The organism is Bartonella sp. W8167 (assembly GCF_016100335.1).
GTDB classification, from domain to species: domain Bacteria; phylum Pseudomonadota; class Alphaproteobacteria; order Rhizobiales; family Rhizobiaceae; genus Bartonella; species Bartonella apis.
The window spans coordinates 80,802-96,716 of sequence record NZ_JACFSQ010000003.1 but is presented as its reverse complement, the minus strand read 5'-3'; the positions used below and the strand labels follow the sequence as shown (position 1 = coordinate 96,716).

General features: G+C 46.0%; 18 protein-coding genes. 9 read left to right on the top strand and 9 right to left on the bottom strand.

Features of this window, described 5'->3' with window-relative positions; translation table 11 throughout:
- Positions 1-10: 10 nt before the first annotated feature.
- On the bottom strand, positions 11-1,522 hold the full coding sequence (locus H3V12_RS09135; protein ID WP_198214431.1) for a hypothetical protein: 1,512 nt from the start codon (positions 1,520-1,522) through the stop codon (positions 11-13).
- 91 nt (positions 1,523-1,613) lie between these two features.
- Positions 1,614-2,300 carry a uroporphyrinogen-III synthase gene (locus H3V12_RS09130; protein ID WP_198214430.1) on the bottom strand — a complete coding sequence of 229 codons (687 nt, stop codon included), beginning with the start codon at positions 2,298-2,300 and terminating at the stop codon, positions 1,614-1,616.
- Positions 2,301-2,549: 249 nt separating this feature from the next.
- Between H3V12_RS09130 and tsaD the strand changes: the two genes are divergently transcribed.
- The 8 genes from tsaD to H3V12_RS09090 all read left to right on the top strand — a co-directional run bounded on the left by tsaD (position 2,550) and on the right by H3V12_RS09090 (position 8,219).
- Positions 2,550-3,626: a tRNA (adenosine(37)-N6)-threonylcarbamoyltransferase complex transferase subunit TsaD gene (gene tsaD, locus H3V12_RS09125; protein WP_198214546.1), complete on the top strand. Its 1,077-nt coding sequence runs from the start codon at positions 2,550-2,552 to the stop codon at positions 3,624-3,626.
- Positions 3,623-4,612, top strand: coding sequence for an NAD(P)H-dependent glycerol-3-phosphate dehydrogenase (locus H3V12_RS09120; protein WP_281432019.1), 990 nt, complete (start codon positions 3,623-3,625; stop codon positions 4,610-4,612). The genes tsaD and H3V12_RS09120 overlap by 4 nt, the downstream gene beginning before the upstream one ends.
- A 3-nt stretch (positions 4,613-4,615) precedes the next feature.
- Entirely contained in the window at positions 4,616-4,906 is a 291-nt protein-coding gene (locus H3V12_RS09115) for a YciI-like protein (protein WP_198214429.1), read from the top strand.
- A 1-nt stretch (position 4,907) separates the two neighbouring features.
- Positions 4,908-5,333 (top strand): EVE domain-containing protein, encoded by a 426-nt coding sequence (locus H3V12_RS09110; RefSeq protein WP_198214428.1) that lies wholly within the window; start codon positions 4,908-4,910, stop codon positions 5,331-5,333.
- 52 nt (positions 5,334-5,385) lie between these two features.
- Positions 5,386-6,054 (top strand): 50S ribosomal protein L11 methyltransferase, encoded by a 669-nt coding sequence (locus tag H3V12_RS09105; RefSeq protein ID WP_198214427.1) that lies wholly within the window; start codon positions 5,386-5,388, stop codon positions 6,052-6,054.
- Between the two features lie 276 nt (positions 6,055-6,330).
- The gene (locus tag H3V12_RS09100) at positions 6,331-6,468 is read left to right on the top strand and encodes a hypothetical protein (protein ID WP_198214426.1); all 138 of its coding nucleotides are present in this window, start codon (positions 6,331-6,333) and stop codon (positions 6,466-6,468) included.
- 328 nt (positions 6,469-6,796) lie between these two features.
- Complete coding sequence (locus H3V12_RS09095; RefSeq protein WP_198214425.1) at positions 6,797-7,990, top strand: murein L,D-transpeptidase family protein; 1,194 nt, start codon at positions 6,797-6,799, stop codon at positions 7,988-7,990.
- Positions 7,983-8,219: a sulfurtransferase TusA family protein gene (locus tag H3V12_RS09090; RefSeq protein ID WP_198214424.1), complete on the top strand. Its 237-nt coding sequence runs from the start codon at positions 7,983-7,985 to the stop codon at positions 8,217-8,219. Before H3V12_RS09095 ends, H3V12_RS09090 begins: the two co-directional genes overlap by 8 nt.
- A 482-nt stretch (positions 8,220-8,701) precedes the next feature.
- Here H3V12_RS09090 and H3V12_RS09085 read toward each other — a convergent pair whose 3' ends face one another.
- Positions 8,702-9,793, bottom strand: coding sequence for a GTP-binding protein (locus H3V12_RS09085; RefSeq protein WP_198214423.1), 1,092 nt, complete (start codon positions 9,791-9,793; stop codon positions 8,702-8,704).
- Positions 9,790-10,875: a D-alanyl-D-alanine carboxypeptidase family protein gene (locus tag H3V12_RS09080; RefSeq protein ID WP_198214422.1), complete on the bottom strand. Its 1,086-nt coding sequence runs from the start codon at positions 10,873-10,875 to the stop codon at positions 9,790-9,792. Before H3V12_RS09080 ends, H3V12_RS09085 begins: the two co-directional genes overlap by 4 nt.
- A 366-nt stretch (positions 10,876-11,241) precedes the next feature.
- Between H3V12_RS09080 and H3V12_RS09075 the strand changes: the two genes are divergently transcribed.
- Complete coding sequence (locus H3V12_RS09075; RefSeq protein WP_075869437.1) at positions 11,242-11,691, top strand: universal stress protein; 450 nt, start codon at positions 11,242-11,244, stop codon at positions 11,689-11,691.
- Between the two features lie 65 nt (positions 11,692-11,756).
- On the opposite strand, the gene H3V12_RS09070 is transcribed toward H3V12_RS09075, so the two are convergent.
- The 5 genes from H3V12_RS09070 to H3V12_RS09050 form a co-directional block, all read right to left on the bottom strand.
- Entirely contained in the window at positions 11,757-12,308 is a 552-nt protein-coding gene (locus tag H3V12_RS09070) for a biotin transporter BioY (RefSeq protein WP_198214421.1), read from the bottom strand.
- Between the two features lie 12 nt (positions 12,309-12,320).
- On the bottom strand, positions 12,321-12,941 hold the full coding sequence (locus H3V12_RS09065) for an energy-coupling factor transporter transmembrane protein EcfT (RefSeq protein ID WP_198214420.1): 621 nt from the start codon (positions 12,939-12,941) through the stop codon (positions 12,321-12,323).
- Complete coding sequence (locus tag H3V12_RS09060) at positions 12,938-13,612, bottom strand: ABC transporter ATP-binding protein (RefSeq protein ID WP_198214419.1); 675 nt, start codon at positions 13,610-13,612, stop codon at positions 12,938-12,940. Before H3V12_RS09060 ends, H3V12_RS09065 begins: the two co-directional genes overlap by 4 nt.
- 70 nt (positions 13,613-13,682) lie before the next feature.
- Positions 13,683-14,489: a 1-acyl-sn-glycerol-3-phosphate acyltransferase gene (locus tag H3V12_RS09055; RefSeq protein ID WP_198214418.1), complete on the bottom strand. Its 807-nt coding sequence runs from the start codon at positions 14,487-14,489 to the stop codon at positions 13,683-13,685.
- 123 nt (positions 14,490-14,612) lie between these two features.
- Positions 14,613-15,908 carry a cytochrome c gene (locus H3V12_RS09050; protein ID WP_198214417.1) on the bottom strand — a complete coding sequence of 432 codons (1,296 nt, stop codon included), beginning with the start codon at positions 15,906-15,908 and terminating at the stop codon, positions 14,613-14,615.
- Positions 15,909-15,915: the final 7 nt, after the last annotated feature.

Here is a 15,915-nt window from a genome sequence, read left to right as displayed (position 1 = left end):
TCATACCCCTCTAATTCAAGTCTTGTGGTGTGGACGGAGACATAAGGTTGTTCAATATCTCCGATAAAACCGCATCGGCATCACGCCTTATTTTCAACTTCGAGATAAAATCGGATGAAACATCCTTGGCACTTTGTGGCAGGTTTTGCCATTCGCTCAAGGCACGTTCATTGTCACCTTTCTTGATTGCTACTTCCATTCTCGCAGCAATTGCGCCGGCACTTTTCCCTTCGACATTGCCGACAGGGCGAGAAGTGACAAGACCTTTTGCGCTAGCCCATAATTTTTCACCAAAACCTGCGTCATCTGCCGGTTGATTGTCTATTTTCGAAATCTGATCGGCAACATGTGCGAAATCATCTGAAAGCTCGGCCTGATTGGGGACACCTTTTTCGGCATATTGCTTGAGATTATCAAGCGAAGTCAAATCGGGCGCGAGGTTTTTGAGCATATCAAGTTCGTTTGCAAAGGAACCACCGCGATCAATAGCATTTTTAAGCGCATTCGCCGCTGTTATTGCCGCAACGTCCTTACCTTGAACGGGCGTTTTGAGCGCAGTTTCTATCTCTTCAACCTGCTTCTTCAATTGATCTATATTTTGAGCATTTCCTTGAGCGAGATCGAGAGCCTGACCCGATTTTTCCGAAATTGCGGGAAGAGTTTGCAACCGGTTTTGAATGTCGGTAAATTTGTTTGTCAGAATTTCGGCTGCCTGCGGATTGGCGTTATCGCTGACGGAAGAATTGACAACATTGTTCAATGTTTCAACATTATCAATCACACCGGACAATTGCTCGCCCATAGAATTTGTTTTACTGTCAAGCTCGCTGACATGAGCCACAACGTTATCAAGGGCTTGCCGATCGGCAGAAGAAAGCTCTGCTGTTACAGTTGCGCCATCCACCGCATTCTGTTTGAGGCTCGCAATTTCGGTTTCAAGATTTGCCAATTTGCTTTGCGTAGAACGATCCTGTTCTGAAAAGCCTGGCAATAAGCCGCTCCATTGCAAGCCTGCTCCGAGGATAAGAGCAATGACACCTCCGGCGACACCCGAAGCAAAGTGGCTGAGGCGGCTCCCTCCTTTTGTTCCGCCCACTCTTTCTTGTGCGGACAATGGTGAACCATTCTTATTTTGTTCATTCCTATGAGAGGTCTGGTCACTTGCCATTTTTACCCCACTTTTTTCCCTATCGCCACTTTTCTCTCTATCAGGTGCCTCTGCAGTTTTCGTGTCGGCAGGTTTTAATCCTGCGTCCTCACCGGCGGATTTTTTGTTTTCGGTCTTAACCTCGGGCGAGATTTTAGCACCGGAGGTTTTGTCACTCTGCCCTCGCGCTTCTGTCACGGAACTTTTCTGATTAGTGCCAATAACCACAGGTTCGGCTTCCGGAATACCGGTCTTTTCTGCGCCAAGTGTCTTTTCTGCGTGAAGAGTCTTTTCTGCATGAAGATCGACCAATGGGGGCTTACGGGCTTTCCCTGAATGTTGAGATTTCGCCTTTGGTTTTTGAGGCTCTGCCATAGCTCCTCGCTTTCCTTGTTTAATCCGTGACCAGAATACCGGCGTGAAATGAAAGAATGGTTTATATCATTCGAAAAGGGTAAAAACAGTTTTAAGCCAATATTGCCTTCACCCCATCCAACATCGCATCTTCATTCGGTTCATATGCTATAACTATTGCATTCAAAAATGTTTTTGGAACAGCATTTGCTATGCGCGTTGAAAGACATAAAAATACTGTCGAGTGTTTAATATAGCTGCTAATTTGCGCAAGACCAGCGGCAGCCATAGCTGAATAGAGCATAACGATATCGATTTTTTGTGGAATCTTCAGTTTTTGTTCGTCGTCAAGCTTTATCGGTATTGTATCATATAGTTCAATCGTCTCGAAATATTTGTATTTCTCGTGCAATTGTTCTTCAAGATCGGGTCGGCGCACATGACCGGCAAGATAGAGAATGCGATCGCTTGGCGCTCTTTCGATTTTGTGTGCAAGTGTTTTCGCATCGGGTGCGGCAAGGACGATATTGGAAAAACCGGCTTTTTTTGCTGCCTCTGCTGTATGTTTTCCAACAACATAGAGCGGCTTCCCGCGCAATTTTTCAATAAGATCCGAATTTCCATATAAAAATGCCGATTCACTTGTTGCAATAACCGCATCACAGGAAAAATCCTGCCGGAGAACCGGTAATTGAACGGTTTTCGACAAAGACAAAATATACGGAGATAACTTCAAATGACGCAAATGCTCCGCGGTTCGCGTTGCTCCGGGTTCAGGGCGCGTCACCAGAATAACCATAAAGGAAAACTCCCTCTCTTTAAAACAAACGGTTGACCCCAAGCTTTATCGCTTTTCTTCAAGACTTCACAGATTCTATTTGATAGAACTGGCTATTTGGTAAAACCGGTTTTAAAGTTGCTCTATCAATAATAGCGAAAAAAGATAAAACTGACAATAAAAGGCCTTGCCGACAATGAGCGTAAAGGCCATTGGCAACAGATCGGGTCTCGCCTAAAATGGCTTATGGAAAGGAACTTGAGGCGCAAAATGCGTGTTTTGGGAATTGAAACGAGTTGTGATGAAACGGCTGCCGCTATCGTCGAACGCGACGAGGGTGATAAAGCCCATATTGTCAGCAATATCGTTTGGAGCCAGATTGAAGACCACGTTCCTTATGGTGGTGTTGTTCCTGAAATTGCTGCACGTGCCCATGTCGAAATTCTGGACGGGCTCGTCAAACGCGCCCTTGAAGAAGCAAAACTCGGACTCAAGGATATTGATGCTATTGCCGCAACAGGTGGCCCCGGACTTATCGGCGGATTAATTGTCGGTTTGATGACAGCAAAAGCGCTGGCGCTTGCCGCAAACAAGCCATTTATCGCCATCAATCATCTGGAAGGCCATGCGCTGACAGCAAAACTCACCAATAATCTTGACTATCCCTATCTTCTGCTTCTTGTTTCAGGTGGTCACACACAAGTTATTCTGGTCAAAGGATTGGGAGATTACAAACGCCTTGGCACAACAATTGACGATGCTCTGGGCGAAGCTTTTGATAAAACGGCAAAGCTTCTTGGCCTTCCCTATCCCGGCGGGCCGATTATCGAAAAACTGGCCGCTCAAGGCGATAATCAGAGAATTGAACTGCCAAGACCGTTGAAAGGTGAAAAACGGCTCGATTTCTCGTTTTCTGGCCTTAAAACCGCAGTTCGGCAAGCCGCTATGGAAATGGCACCTTTGAGCGACAAGGATATTGCCGATATTGCAGCCTCTTTCGAACTTGCGGTGACCGATACATTGAGCGACCGCGTCGAACGTTCGCTTGCTGTTTTCAAAAACGAATATCCTGATAAAGAGGCTTCTCTTGTGGTTGCGGGTGGTGTTGCCTCCAACAAAGCCATTCGCAATTCATTGCAGAAATTGTGCGACGCACATGGCTTTAAATTTATCGCGCCGCCAATCGGCCTTTGCACCGATAATGCCGCCATGATTGCTTATGCCGGACTTCAACATTTTATTCACGGTGACCGTTCATCCTTCAATATTGCGCCGCGTTCGCGCTGGCCACTTGATGAACAGTCATCACCATTGATCGGTGCCGGACGACGGGGAGCCAAAGCTTGAAGAAAACGGGTAAAAAAATTGCTATCATGGGAAGCGGTGCATGGGGGACAGCGCTTGCCGTTCTCTCTCATAATCTCGGGCACAATGTAGCGCTTTACGGGCGCAATCCCGAAACTGTCGAAAAAATAAATAATCATCATATCAACCCGTATTATCTGCCGGATGTGGTTTTACCCTCGGGATTTTCCGCCACGACTGATGCGGCTTATGCACTCGCTTCTGCCGATTTTGTTCTTGCTGTCATTCCGGCACAGGTTTTTGCATCCGCATTGAACAGTTTTGCCCGCTTTATTCCTGAAAAAGCCCCGATTATTCTTTGTGCCAAAGGCATAGAACAAAAAACCGGACGCTTCATGTCCGACATTGTTTCGGATATTTTACCAAATCATCATATGGCAACACTTTCCGGCCCGAGTTTTGCCGAAGATGTTGCCAGTGGCCTGCCAACAGCCGTAACAATTGCTGCAAAAAATATCGAACTCTCCAAAGAAATTGCCAATCTGTTTTCGGGTCCGGTTTTCCGTTGTTATGCGAGCGATGATATTGTGGGCGTAGAAATTGGCGGCTCGTTAAAAAATGTTCTTGCTATTGCCGCCGGTGCTGCAGCCGGACGTGGCCTTGGTGCCAGTGCACAAGCTGCTCTTGTAACCCGTGGTTTTGCCGAATTGCGCCGCATTGGAAAGGCCATGGGTGCGAGAGCCGAAACCATGACCGGCCTTTCCGTTTTGGGAGATCTTATCCTTACCTGTTCATCAGCAAAATCGCGCAATTTCACTTATGGTTTTGCGCTGGGCCAAGGGAAACCAACCGATGGTTTGAGATTGGCGGAAGGTGTTGCCACCGCCCCCGGTGCAGCCGAGCTTTGCCACAGAAAAAATATCGTTGCACCGGTTATTGATGCCGTTGCCGATTTGCTTGACAGACGCACCACCATTGACGAAGCTGTCACTGCGCTTATTACCCGCCCTTTGAAATCGGAGGATTAGACAATGCTTTATGCCATTATCTGCAATGATAAAAAAGACCATTTGCATATTCGTCTCGACATACGCCCGAAACATCTCGACTATCTGAAAAGCCTTGGCAAAACCCTTAAATTTGCCGGCCCCTTTCTTGATGATAATGAAAAGCCCGATGGCACTTTGATCGTTGTGGAAGCAAAATCACTCGAAGAAGCCAAAAGTTTTGCCGAAAACGACCCTTATGCAAAAGCCGGACTCTTCAGCGATATGAAAATCCGTCGGTGGCGCTGGGGTGTCAATAATCCCGAGGAAGTCTGAAATGGCTTATTGGTTATTCAAATCCGAGCCATTTAAATGGTCGTGGGAGATGCAAAAAAACAAAGGTGCCGAAGGCGAACAGTGGGACGGTGTGCGCAATTATCAGGCTCGCAACAATATGCGGGCTATGAAAATTGGTGACAAGGGTTTCTTTTACCACTCCAATGAAGGACTGGAAATCGTCGGAATCGTTGAAGTTTGCAAAACTGCCCATCACGATTCGACAACCGATGACCCGCGTTGGGAATGTGTCGATATCCGCGCTGTTTGCGATATGCCGAAGCCCGTTACTTTGAAAGCCGTCAAAGCCAATCCGAAACTTGCCAATATGTCTTTGGTGACTTCCATGCGCCTTTCGGTGCAGCCTGTGCGCGAAGATGAATGGCTGGAAGTCTGCAAGATGGGAGGGCTTTCACCGGCTCCCTGAAAATTTTGGCAGGAGTTGATAATTTCGGCAAAATATTTAATTCGCCACCGTGATGAATAAAAAAACATTCATTCTCGAAAACACCTCTCCGCTTGCCTGTCTCAACATCCCGTCGATAAAACTTTATCAGGCTGATGAAGTCCACAAACTCTGGCACATGACCGAAGCCGAGATGGGTAAAATAGATCTTCCTCCACCCTTCTGGGCTTTTCCATGGGCAGGTGGCGAGGCATTGGCGCTCTATATTCTGGAAAACCCTGAAATAGTGAGAGGCAAAAAAGTGCTCGATTTTGCTTCCGGCTCGGGACTGGTTGGCATTGCTGCAAAACAGGCGGGCGCTTTATCGGTTCTTTCCAATGATATTGATGCTTTTGCATGCGAGGCTATTCGGCTTAATGCCCGCCTCAACAATGTGTCCGTGACGATTGAAAATGACAATCTTGTCAATAAAGGCGGGGCGTTACAAAACGCTTTCGATGTTATCCTTGCCGGTGATGTCTTTTATGACAAAATAATGAGTGAAACTGTCATTGACTGGTTTCAACATTTCGACCAGTCAAAAACCGTTATACTTGTCGGTGATCCTGCACGCGCTTACCTTCCGGTAAAATTGCTGGAAAGAAAAGCAATGTTCAAGCTTCGTGTTTCCAAAGCAATCGAAGATAATGACTACAAGCAAGTGACAATCTGGCAAATAACAAAATGCCAATCCGGCAAATAACAATTCGGGCAACCATTACCGGTTTTTTGCAGGTATTTGGCCTGTTTTGGCAAATTTCACTCAGAAAACCGGTTCTCTGATAAATTTTTTGAATTTATTTAATGCTGCATTTACCGCTTACCCCTTAGAACTCGCTCACCAAATCACTATATAAAAGATGTTATCCGTCATCATTTCGGTTTCATCCTTTTTGATAATGACCTGTCGGAGATAACAAAAGGGATGGGCAAATGAACTTAGGACGGAAATGAAGAGGTATGAACAGATATGTGGTTGATGCGCATTATCCGGGCTGTTCTTTCGCTCGCTATTACATTGGGCGTTATCATTGTTGTGATGAACAATGCCAACAGCCAAAGCTTGAATGCACTATCGCCGGTTTGTCCTGCAGTTCTTCAAAGTTCCTGTCTTTGAATAATATAACAGGCCACAGACAGGAATTGAGAAACGACTTCGGTTAGCTTTTTGGTGCCCAATCAGAAGAACAATCGCTGGAAATAAAATAACACGCATTCAAGGGCTGATATCATCCGGACTTATGAATACAAAAAGGGCCCGAATTTCGTTTAACGCCGGCTTTCGTTCGATATAAGAAAACCCGAGATTTTTAGGGGAAGTTTAATTTTTTTGCTATTATGGTATGGTAAATAGAATTGGTTCAAGTTCAACTTTTCAACTGACGAAATCCCGTCACTTGACAAAACTTCAACCTTCGTGAACCTGCTCATCCGGAGCTTTGTGAATGAAATTTGGAACCGCACTTCTTGCTTCTTTCTTTCTGACTGCGACTTTTTTGAGTGGTTGCCAGCAATCATCGAATTTGCCGCAAATCGGCAAAGCAACACAGGAATTGCCAAAAAAATTGCAAGACAAGATGGCCGCCAAGAATATGGAAAAATATTCGCCTATTCTTGTTAGAGTTTTCAAGGAAGAAAGTGTCGTCGAGATTTGGAAGCAGACACGCACCGGAAAATATGACCTCATTTCCACTTATAATATATGCAAATGGTCAGGAAAACTTGGACCGAAATATATGGAAGGTGACAGGCAGGCACCGGAAGGTTTTTACACAATTCGTCCAAGCCAGATGAATCCGAATTCGAACTATTATCTCGCTTTCAATATCGGCTTTCCCAATGCCTATGATCAGGTAAATGGCCGCACCGGTCAGCATTTGATGGTTCATGGAGCATGTTCTTCATCCGGCTGCTATTCTATGAGCGACGAAAACATTGCGCAGATCTATGCTTTCGGGCGGGACTCGTTCAAAGGTGGTCAGCGCGAATTCCAGCTTGAAGCTTTTCCGTTCCGCATGACAGCCGAAAATATGGCTCGTTATCGCAATGACCCGAACTATAAATTCTGGACAATGCTTAAAGAAGGCTATGATATTTTTGAAGTAACAAAACGTCCGCCGAAGGTCGACGTTTGTGAAAAACGCTACGTCTTCAACCGCAATACAGACGGAAAAGCTTTGACACCGGCCGGCGTGTGCCCTGCTGCGGCGCCCGATTCATCGTTGCAAACAGCTTTTGCCTCATATCAAAAGAAATATGATGATGCCTTTTCATCGGCCCGTGAAAAGAAAATGAAAGCACCGGCACCGACAATTCAAGGTGTGGAAGAGGCTTCTCTTGTTGCCGATTGGAGCCGCAAACGTGCCGCAGGCGTTCAGGTATCACGTGAACCGCCGTCATTGACACCGGCATCGAAAGAAACGCCTGATGCGCCCGATATAGCTCCTGCAAATGCGGTTGCATCAAAAGCGGCCAACCCGGCCGAGAAAACGGCAAGCACCGTTATCCCCACTCCGAAACCGGAAACCGGTGGTCAATCGCTTGCCGAAGAAGAGGCGCAAAATTCTGGAGCACCGGTCACACCGGCAGCCAATGAACCACAAGAAAAGAAAAGTCTCTGGAAATTATTTGGTGGCTGAAAAAAGTTTTATCTATGACTTGTGCGGGCTTAAATGCCCGCTCGTTCTTTTAAAGACAAGAAAAAAGCAATCCACATTACCGGATGATATGACGCTCGTTATATTGAGCGATGATCCTTTGGCACCTCTGGATATTGCCAATTATTGCCGCCAGCGTAATTACGGCTTTGAAAAAAGCATCAAAAACGGCATTCATCACCTTATTATCATACCACACGGAAAATCCTGAAAACCGGTACCTCTTCTAAAGAGCAAAAGAGTAATTTCCTTGCCCGCTTCTTGAAGGCATGCCCTTCCAGCCATTCCGACAGCCTCACGACAGTCGGGCTTTATCACGTGGCAGGTAATTTTTCTTTTGTGCCACACCCTGAAATTCCGTTTATCCGCAAATGATGCTACGCGCTTTTATCGGAATTGCGGACTTCGTCCCTTTGATTTTTCTGCTTTTTACCTCACGTCCAATCTTTCCGGAACGGACGATATTTCGTTTGCTTGAAACTTCCGGTCAAAAATTGGCAACGCCTATAGCAACATCAACCGCGCTATTTTCCATTATCAGCTTTTAAAAAGGGGTAACCATTCAACACCGCGTGCCTTGGCGCCGCGTTTCATGACGCCGCGTTTCATGAAAAAAATTAAAACATAGACTGACAAAAAAACGAACGGCCAGTTGAATAGGAGCAGAAATCTTCGGGGGCGAAAAACGTCGGACTAGAATTTGAATCCCGGTATTGCGAGCGGATTATCTGTCATTGCTGCCCGGTCAGCCTTATCGAGTACAGGTTTTCCCAAAAAAGCATCGAACATTTCACGCACTGTCGTTTCATCTATCCCGTCGGTAATCATAACAAGGCGGGTTTCATGACGGTCATTCGGCCATCCGGACAGCCGGACCGGAGGATGAAACAATGTCTGGACACCGTGGATGACAACCGGACGTGACGGATCTTCCTCAAGTTCGACAATCCCCTTCATGCGCAACATTTGTGCCCCGTGATTGGCTCGCAAAAGATCTATAAAAGCTTCCAGCGCAAAATAGGACACAGGTTTGTCATGGGTGAGAGAAAAAGCATGAATCGTATCGGAATGGCGATTGACATCATGGTGGTGGTGATGCTCGTGGTCCTCTTCTTTACCAAGCCAGTTTTTGATATCCGGCGCTTTCTTGCTCAAATCGAAAACACCGATATTAACGAGTGCCGATGGCGGACAATGGGCAGCATCGGAATAAAGAATTTCGGCTGTGGAATTAAGTTTGCCAAGCTCGTCAACCAATGGTTCAAGAGTTTTTTTATCAGCAACAAGATCGGTTTTGGTAAGAACAATCCGATCGGCAAATGCAACCTGATTTCGTGCCTCTTTATGCCTTGCCAGAGTTTCCAATCCGTTTATCGCATCAACAGTGGTAATAACCCCGTCTATGACAAAAGATTGAACCATTGCCGGATGGCCTAGCAGAGCTTGCAGAATGGGTGCCGGATCAGCAAGACCGGTGGTTTCGATAACCACACGGTTCAAGCGTTTGATACGACCCGTTTGCAGCCTGTCGACAAGACTTGCAAGACTATCGACAAGCTGACCGCGCATTGTACAGCAAAGGCAGCCATTGGATAATTCGATAACGCCATCATCAGCTTGTTCAACGAGAAGATTGTCGATTCCTACCTCACCGAATTCGTTGACAATAACAGCTGTATCGGTAAGCAGCGGGTCTTTTAGAACCCGATTAAGCAAGGTGGTTTTGCCCGATCCCAGAAAACCGGTAAAAACTGTAACAGCTATACGGTTTTTAAAATCGGTCATTGTGCATCCATTGTCTGTGGACGAGGTGTCGGAACCGGAATTTTCCATGCCGGTATTTCACCCGGTTTTGTGAGCGCCGGAGCCGAAATCAGTCGCACTTGCAACGGCGTTACATCAAGCGGTCGCGCCGAAATATAAGGTGAATCAAAAACTACTTTTCCTTTTTCATCACGATGTTGCATACGTGCTTTCCAGGCATCGTCATTGCATATTCTGTCTTTGATATCGCTTACCTGTGTGAGTTTTGTTCCGTAAGGCTGCAACGTTGCAAGAGTTGTCTGTGATGAGCCCTGATTGGAAAAACCATCATTTAATAGTTTAGCTGCCAAAGCTTCACGTTGATCAATACGATCGGCACCAAGAACAACGGCTATAATCGTGCGCTTGTTGCGGGTCGCAGACGCGACAAGATTAAATCCTGATGCACAAATAAAACCGGTTTTCATGCCGTCAGCGCCGGAAAAACGCCCTATCAGATTATTCGAATTCTGTTCGACTTTGCGCCCTCCCCCGAAATCGATCGCAGGAATTGAAAAATAATGGGCATATTGCGGAAATTCCCGACGGATCTGTACTGCCAGAACGGCAAGGTCGCGGGCTGTCGAATAATTGTCGGGATTAGGAAGTCCATTGGCATTGGCAAAATGTGTTCCGAACATGCCAAGGCGCTGGGCTTCTGCATTCATACGAACAACAAAAGCTTGTTCCGAGCCACCAACGGTTTCGGCAATTGCTGTTGCAAGGTCATTGGTGGATTTCACCAAAGTAATCGACAATGCTGTATCAAGATCAAGAACAGAACCCGGTTTATACCCTGAATGACTGGGGGGGAGTTTTGCTGCAGCAGCACTCACTGTTACCCTTGTTTCAGGCGTAACATCACCATTATGAAGAGCGCGAAAAGTAACATAGGCTGTCATCATCTTTGTCAATGAAGCAGGATACCATCGGTCGAATGCATCGTTATGGGCAAGAATACGGCCGGTTGCGACATCGACGGATAGATATGGGTTGGCTCTTGCCACAGCCAGACTCATAAAAAACAATAAAAAAAGGGCAGTGACACCTGTTATCTTACGCATATCATGTGATCCAAATTGGACGTATCTTTATCATTTCCGGTTCTCTTCGAACCGGTCTCTTACCGGAGAAGAATGAAAGCTTTTTCTTTACCGATAGTGCTTATTAACTCTATAGCTCATAAAATTCAAAATCGCATAAAAATATGGCCGATAACACAGAAGTTGATAGGAATTTTTCCCTTTCGGACAGGCGGTAACCAGTCATTTGCCTGTGAATAAACCGGTTTCTACAATGAGAGAACAATAGACTGACAAAATATAGTATACTTTGGAAAAGTTTGGCTCTAAAAATATTGAAGCGGAGCGAGATAGTTCTTATTTGCATATTAGGGCATAAGTCCGCGTTGAAGAGGGAAGGAAACAAATATGTATGAACGTATTCTTGTAGCAACGGACGGTTCCGAGCTTGCTGGCCGTGGCGTTGATGCAGCTGTCGAACTTGCAAAAAAGACAGGTGGCGAGCTTTTCGTTGTTACCGTCACAAGCCTGATGCCGTCTTACGGCATTGTTGTTGGTGCTGAATGGGCTTCAAGCCCCGGAGCTTTCGATGAATTCCGCAAAGAAATGGATGACGGCGCACGCAAGATTCTAGAGGGTGCGCTTAACAAAGCTGAAAAACAGGGCGTTAAAGCAAAAGGCGTTCATGCGGAAAACCAGCTTGCTGCTGCCGGCATTGTCGATGCGGCAAACGAGCATAATGCCGACCTTATTATTATTGCCTCGCATGGTCGTCGTGGCGTTAACCGGCTCATTCTCGGCAGTCAGGCTTCCGAAGTTCTGGCAATGAGTGAACGTCCGGTTATGGTTATCAAATAAGGTTAAAAAATTAATTTTCGTTAAAAAGCGGGCGTTATGCCCGCTTTTTGTTATTCTACATTGTTTTATCTATTTCCGTCCATCAAATCCGGCAAAGCTTTGCGTAGCCTGCTCGCAATCAAATAGGCGAGAACAATTTTTACCATATCTCCGGGAATAAAAATAAGATCACCTATAAAAGCTTTTGAAAAATCAATTCCGCCAATAAATACGAGCCCGATAATGCCGAAGAGGTGATTAATACAAAAAACACCGACCATCATGATCAGTATTTCTTTTGCCGGTGTCAGGCTGTTACGAAAGAGAGAATAGAAATAACCGATAAAGCCTGCTGCAAAAGGAAAACTGAAAAGATAGCCGCTTGTAGGCGAAAAAAATACCGATATGCCGCCACGCCCGCCGGACAAAAGTGGGAGCCCCGCTGCAACCAGTATCAGAAACAGAAGACAGGCGGCAAAACCTTTTTTTGCGCCCAAAATTGCACCGGAAAGAATAATTCCTAACAGTTGAGCAGTAATGGGCACCGGTATAACGGGCACAGGTATGGCCGGAAATAATCCCAAAACAGCTATGAAGGCCGCAAAAAGCGCAACCGCTACAATATCACGAATAGACATTTTCTCCCCCGCTCAATTTTTCCGGCTTTTATTGTTCACATCTTCATCAAAACAACGCGCCTCGATTGCGGCTGCCACATCAGCCTGAACTTTAAGGCTTCTTATCAGAACCGGCATAATGACAGCAAATACACTGTTTTCCAATCCCCGTGCTTTTTGTGCCTCGCGCACGTCTTTGGTAATATCGCAAAAGATCGCAATAAACCGCAAAGTCAGTGATAGCCCGAGCGATATTTTTGCGGGATTTACGCCGAAAACCCGCATAAATGAAAACAGTTTTTCAAAACAGGCCATCATTTTGGAAAATGGCGTCGTCAAGGTTACCAGTGTTGCAAGCAGAAGAAGGCTTGATAACCTTATGACAATCAGTGCGGCACTTTCAAAATTCACTGAAAAATATTGGACGATGAATAGAGCGACGAGAAGCCACGAAATTTTCCTAAGTTCGAAAACGGGTTTAAAAAATGAAAAGCCGGCAAGAAAAAAAAGACACCAGACGAAAATGAGAGAAACAATCGCCAATGGAAGCGACGCAAAATAAAAAAGCCCGATGCTCACGAAAAAAACAATAAAAAGTTTCAATCCTGCCGGAAGCCGATGAATAAATGTTGTCCCGTAGCTCGGATCGGTCATGCCATCTTCTCCACATAATAGCTGATCGATTTTTCCGGTATGTCGTCGTAAACGACTTTACCATGATCTATAACAATAACCCGATCAAAGTTTTCGAGCATATCAAGATCGTGAGAGACGACAATGACCTGCTGGGAAAGGCCAAAAATTGTTTCTGTCATTTTACGCTTGTTTAATAGATCAAGCTGCGTGGTGGGTTCATCAAACACGATGACTTCCGGCTCCATGACAATGACACCGCAAAGTGCAACAAGCTGCCTTTGGCCACCACTCAAACTTTGCACAGATTGCAACCGTGTTTGCTGAAGGTTGAAGCGGTCAAGAACATAGTCGATCCGTCGTGAGATTTCGGCTTTTTCAACTCCGATATTTTTCAAGCCGAAAGCAAGGTCTTCCTCAACAACCGGCATGACAATCTGGTTATCCGGATTTTGGAAGACAAACCCCACTTTGCGACGGATGTCTTTGCCATATTTGCGACTGTCGAGTGAATCGACTAGCACTTCACCCGATGTCGGCAATCGCAAACCGTTAAGCAATCGCACAAAAGTACTTTTGCCTGAACCATTGGCACCAATAATAGCAATCCGCTTCTCGGCTAATTTCAAATTCAAATTATCGAGTATCTTATGGCCGCCCGCCTCGACACAAACATTTTTAAGCTCAATCATTGCAATTGAATTCCCGATTAATGAGGTTTTTTCCCGACTGATTGGTCCGGAACCACCGGACACACGAAGCCTATTCGCGAGTTGGTCCTTTCCAATCAACGCCTAACTCTTTCAGTCTTTTAACTGCTGTCGGCGGCATAGCCGGAGGATTCGGATCAAGCGCTGCTTTCACGAGCAATTCGTCACAAGCACTTTCGGTATCTTTTATCAGGCGAGGCAAAAATTCGCGTTTATTGAGGTGCGCTTCAATAGGTGGCAACACGCGGACACGAATTTTACCCGGATAACGGCGGAAGTTGCCACGGGGCCAATAAAGCCCGGCATTGTGGGCAATGGGCACAACCGGCAAACCGAGTTCATTATAAATGGCAACAATACCCGGTTTATAAGCGGGTTCAGCCCCTGGTTGACGGCGTGTACCTTCCGGAAAAATCAGAATCTGGCGACCTTCTGCCGCTTTTTCTTTGGCGCCGTTCAAAACTGCCTTCATGGCTTTCAAAGGCGAGCCGCGGTCAATGGGAATAATGCCGGTTTTCAACATGTACCAGCCAAAAATCGGTATCCACGTCAATTCGCGCTTCATAATAAGCGAGGGGTCGTCAAGAAAAGGAACAAGACCGAACGTTTCCCATGCCGATTGGTGTTTTGGCGCAATGATATAGGCACCTTTTGGCAAGTTCTCGAGCCCTTCGATTTCAAAGTCGGTTCCAGCTATATGTTTTTGCAGAAATAAATTCACCCGCGCCCATGTTTTGGGAACAATCCATGCTTTTTTGCGCGGAAGGAAAAAATAGAACGGCGCATAAAGAATCATCTGGACAAAAGTTGTCAGATAGAACGCTGCCGTAAACAGGATTGACCGGATTGCAAGAACCATAATGTTTCCATTTCAAGCTATTCAAATCAATCCTGCTTATAAAGCAAAATGTTTCGAGAAAACACCTTAATAAAAAACGGCCCGTAGGCCGTTTTCAAATTTGTTTGTAATTTTCACACTTTATTATTTCGTGCGAACCTTTGCGACATCTGCAGCAGTAACTGCCGGAGCATCATTGGTCCAGCTCGACCGCAAGAAATTGGCAAGTGCTGCAACTTCGTCGTCATTCATACGCCAGCCAAAGCCCGGCATTGCAAGATCTGCAGGGCGTTTTTCTGTTGATGGCATACGTGAACCATTAACGATAACGCGTAGCAACCCGCTTGCATCCTTCGCATTGACGATTTTTGCACCGTCAAGTTCAGGGAAGACGCCATTTGCACCTTTGCCGTTTACAAAGTGACAAGCATTGCAGTTATCCATGTAAAGGCGGGCACCAAGTGCCATATCCGGTTTTGCTTCAGTGAGCATATCTGTTGTCTTTTTCGGATCACGTACCTGTTTTGGTGCGTTACCAGGAAGAGCAATATGTTTAAGATATGCAACAATTGAATCAAGATCGTCTTCGGTTGCAAATTGCATTGATTCTTCGACAACGAGCTTCATCGGACCGACAACAGCAGAATGGCTGTTACGACCTGTCTGCAAATAGGTCTTCAAATCATCTGCAGTCCAATTTGTAACGGACGAATTCGGGCTGCGCAAATTCGGCCCATAGAAGCCGTCAATTGTTTCACCGGTCAGGAATTTGTTGCTATCGCTATTCGTACCCGATTGGCGGAACATGAAATCACGCGGCGTATGGCAAGCACCACAGTGGCCTAAGCTTTCAATAAGATAGGCACCGCGATCAAGTTTCGCATCGTTGAAGCGCGGCTCGAAACCACCTTTGCCGGAAATGGCAAAGAGGTTCCAAAGACGGATTCCCCAACGCTGGTTGAACGGAAATGACAGATTGGTTTCCTTGACCTTGGCACTAACCGGTTTTACGCCATGCATGAAATAATCATAAAGCGCAACAATGTCGGGTTCGCTGATCTTGCGATAGTTTTCGTAAGGCATTGCCGGATAAAGAAGCTCGCCATTCTTGCCGATACCGTCACGCAAAGCATCGCGGAACTGGTCAAGTGTCATATTCTTTATACCGTTTTCATCCGGTGTGATGTTGGATGAATAGATAATGCCGAACGGGCTCTTGACTTCACGACCACCTGCATAAGGTTGACCACCGGGTGCGGTGTGGCAGGCTGCACAATCGGCCATTCTGGCAAGATATTCACCCCGTCCCTGTTCCGGTTTGAAGTCCGGAGAAAGAGCTTCTGTCGGGCCGGTTCGTTTGATTGGCACAAACATGATTGCCAAAATGACAATAATCGCAAGGATTACCAATCCAATAATAATTTGTACTAAACGTTTCATCGGATTT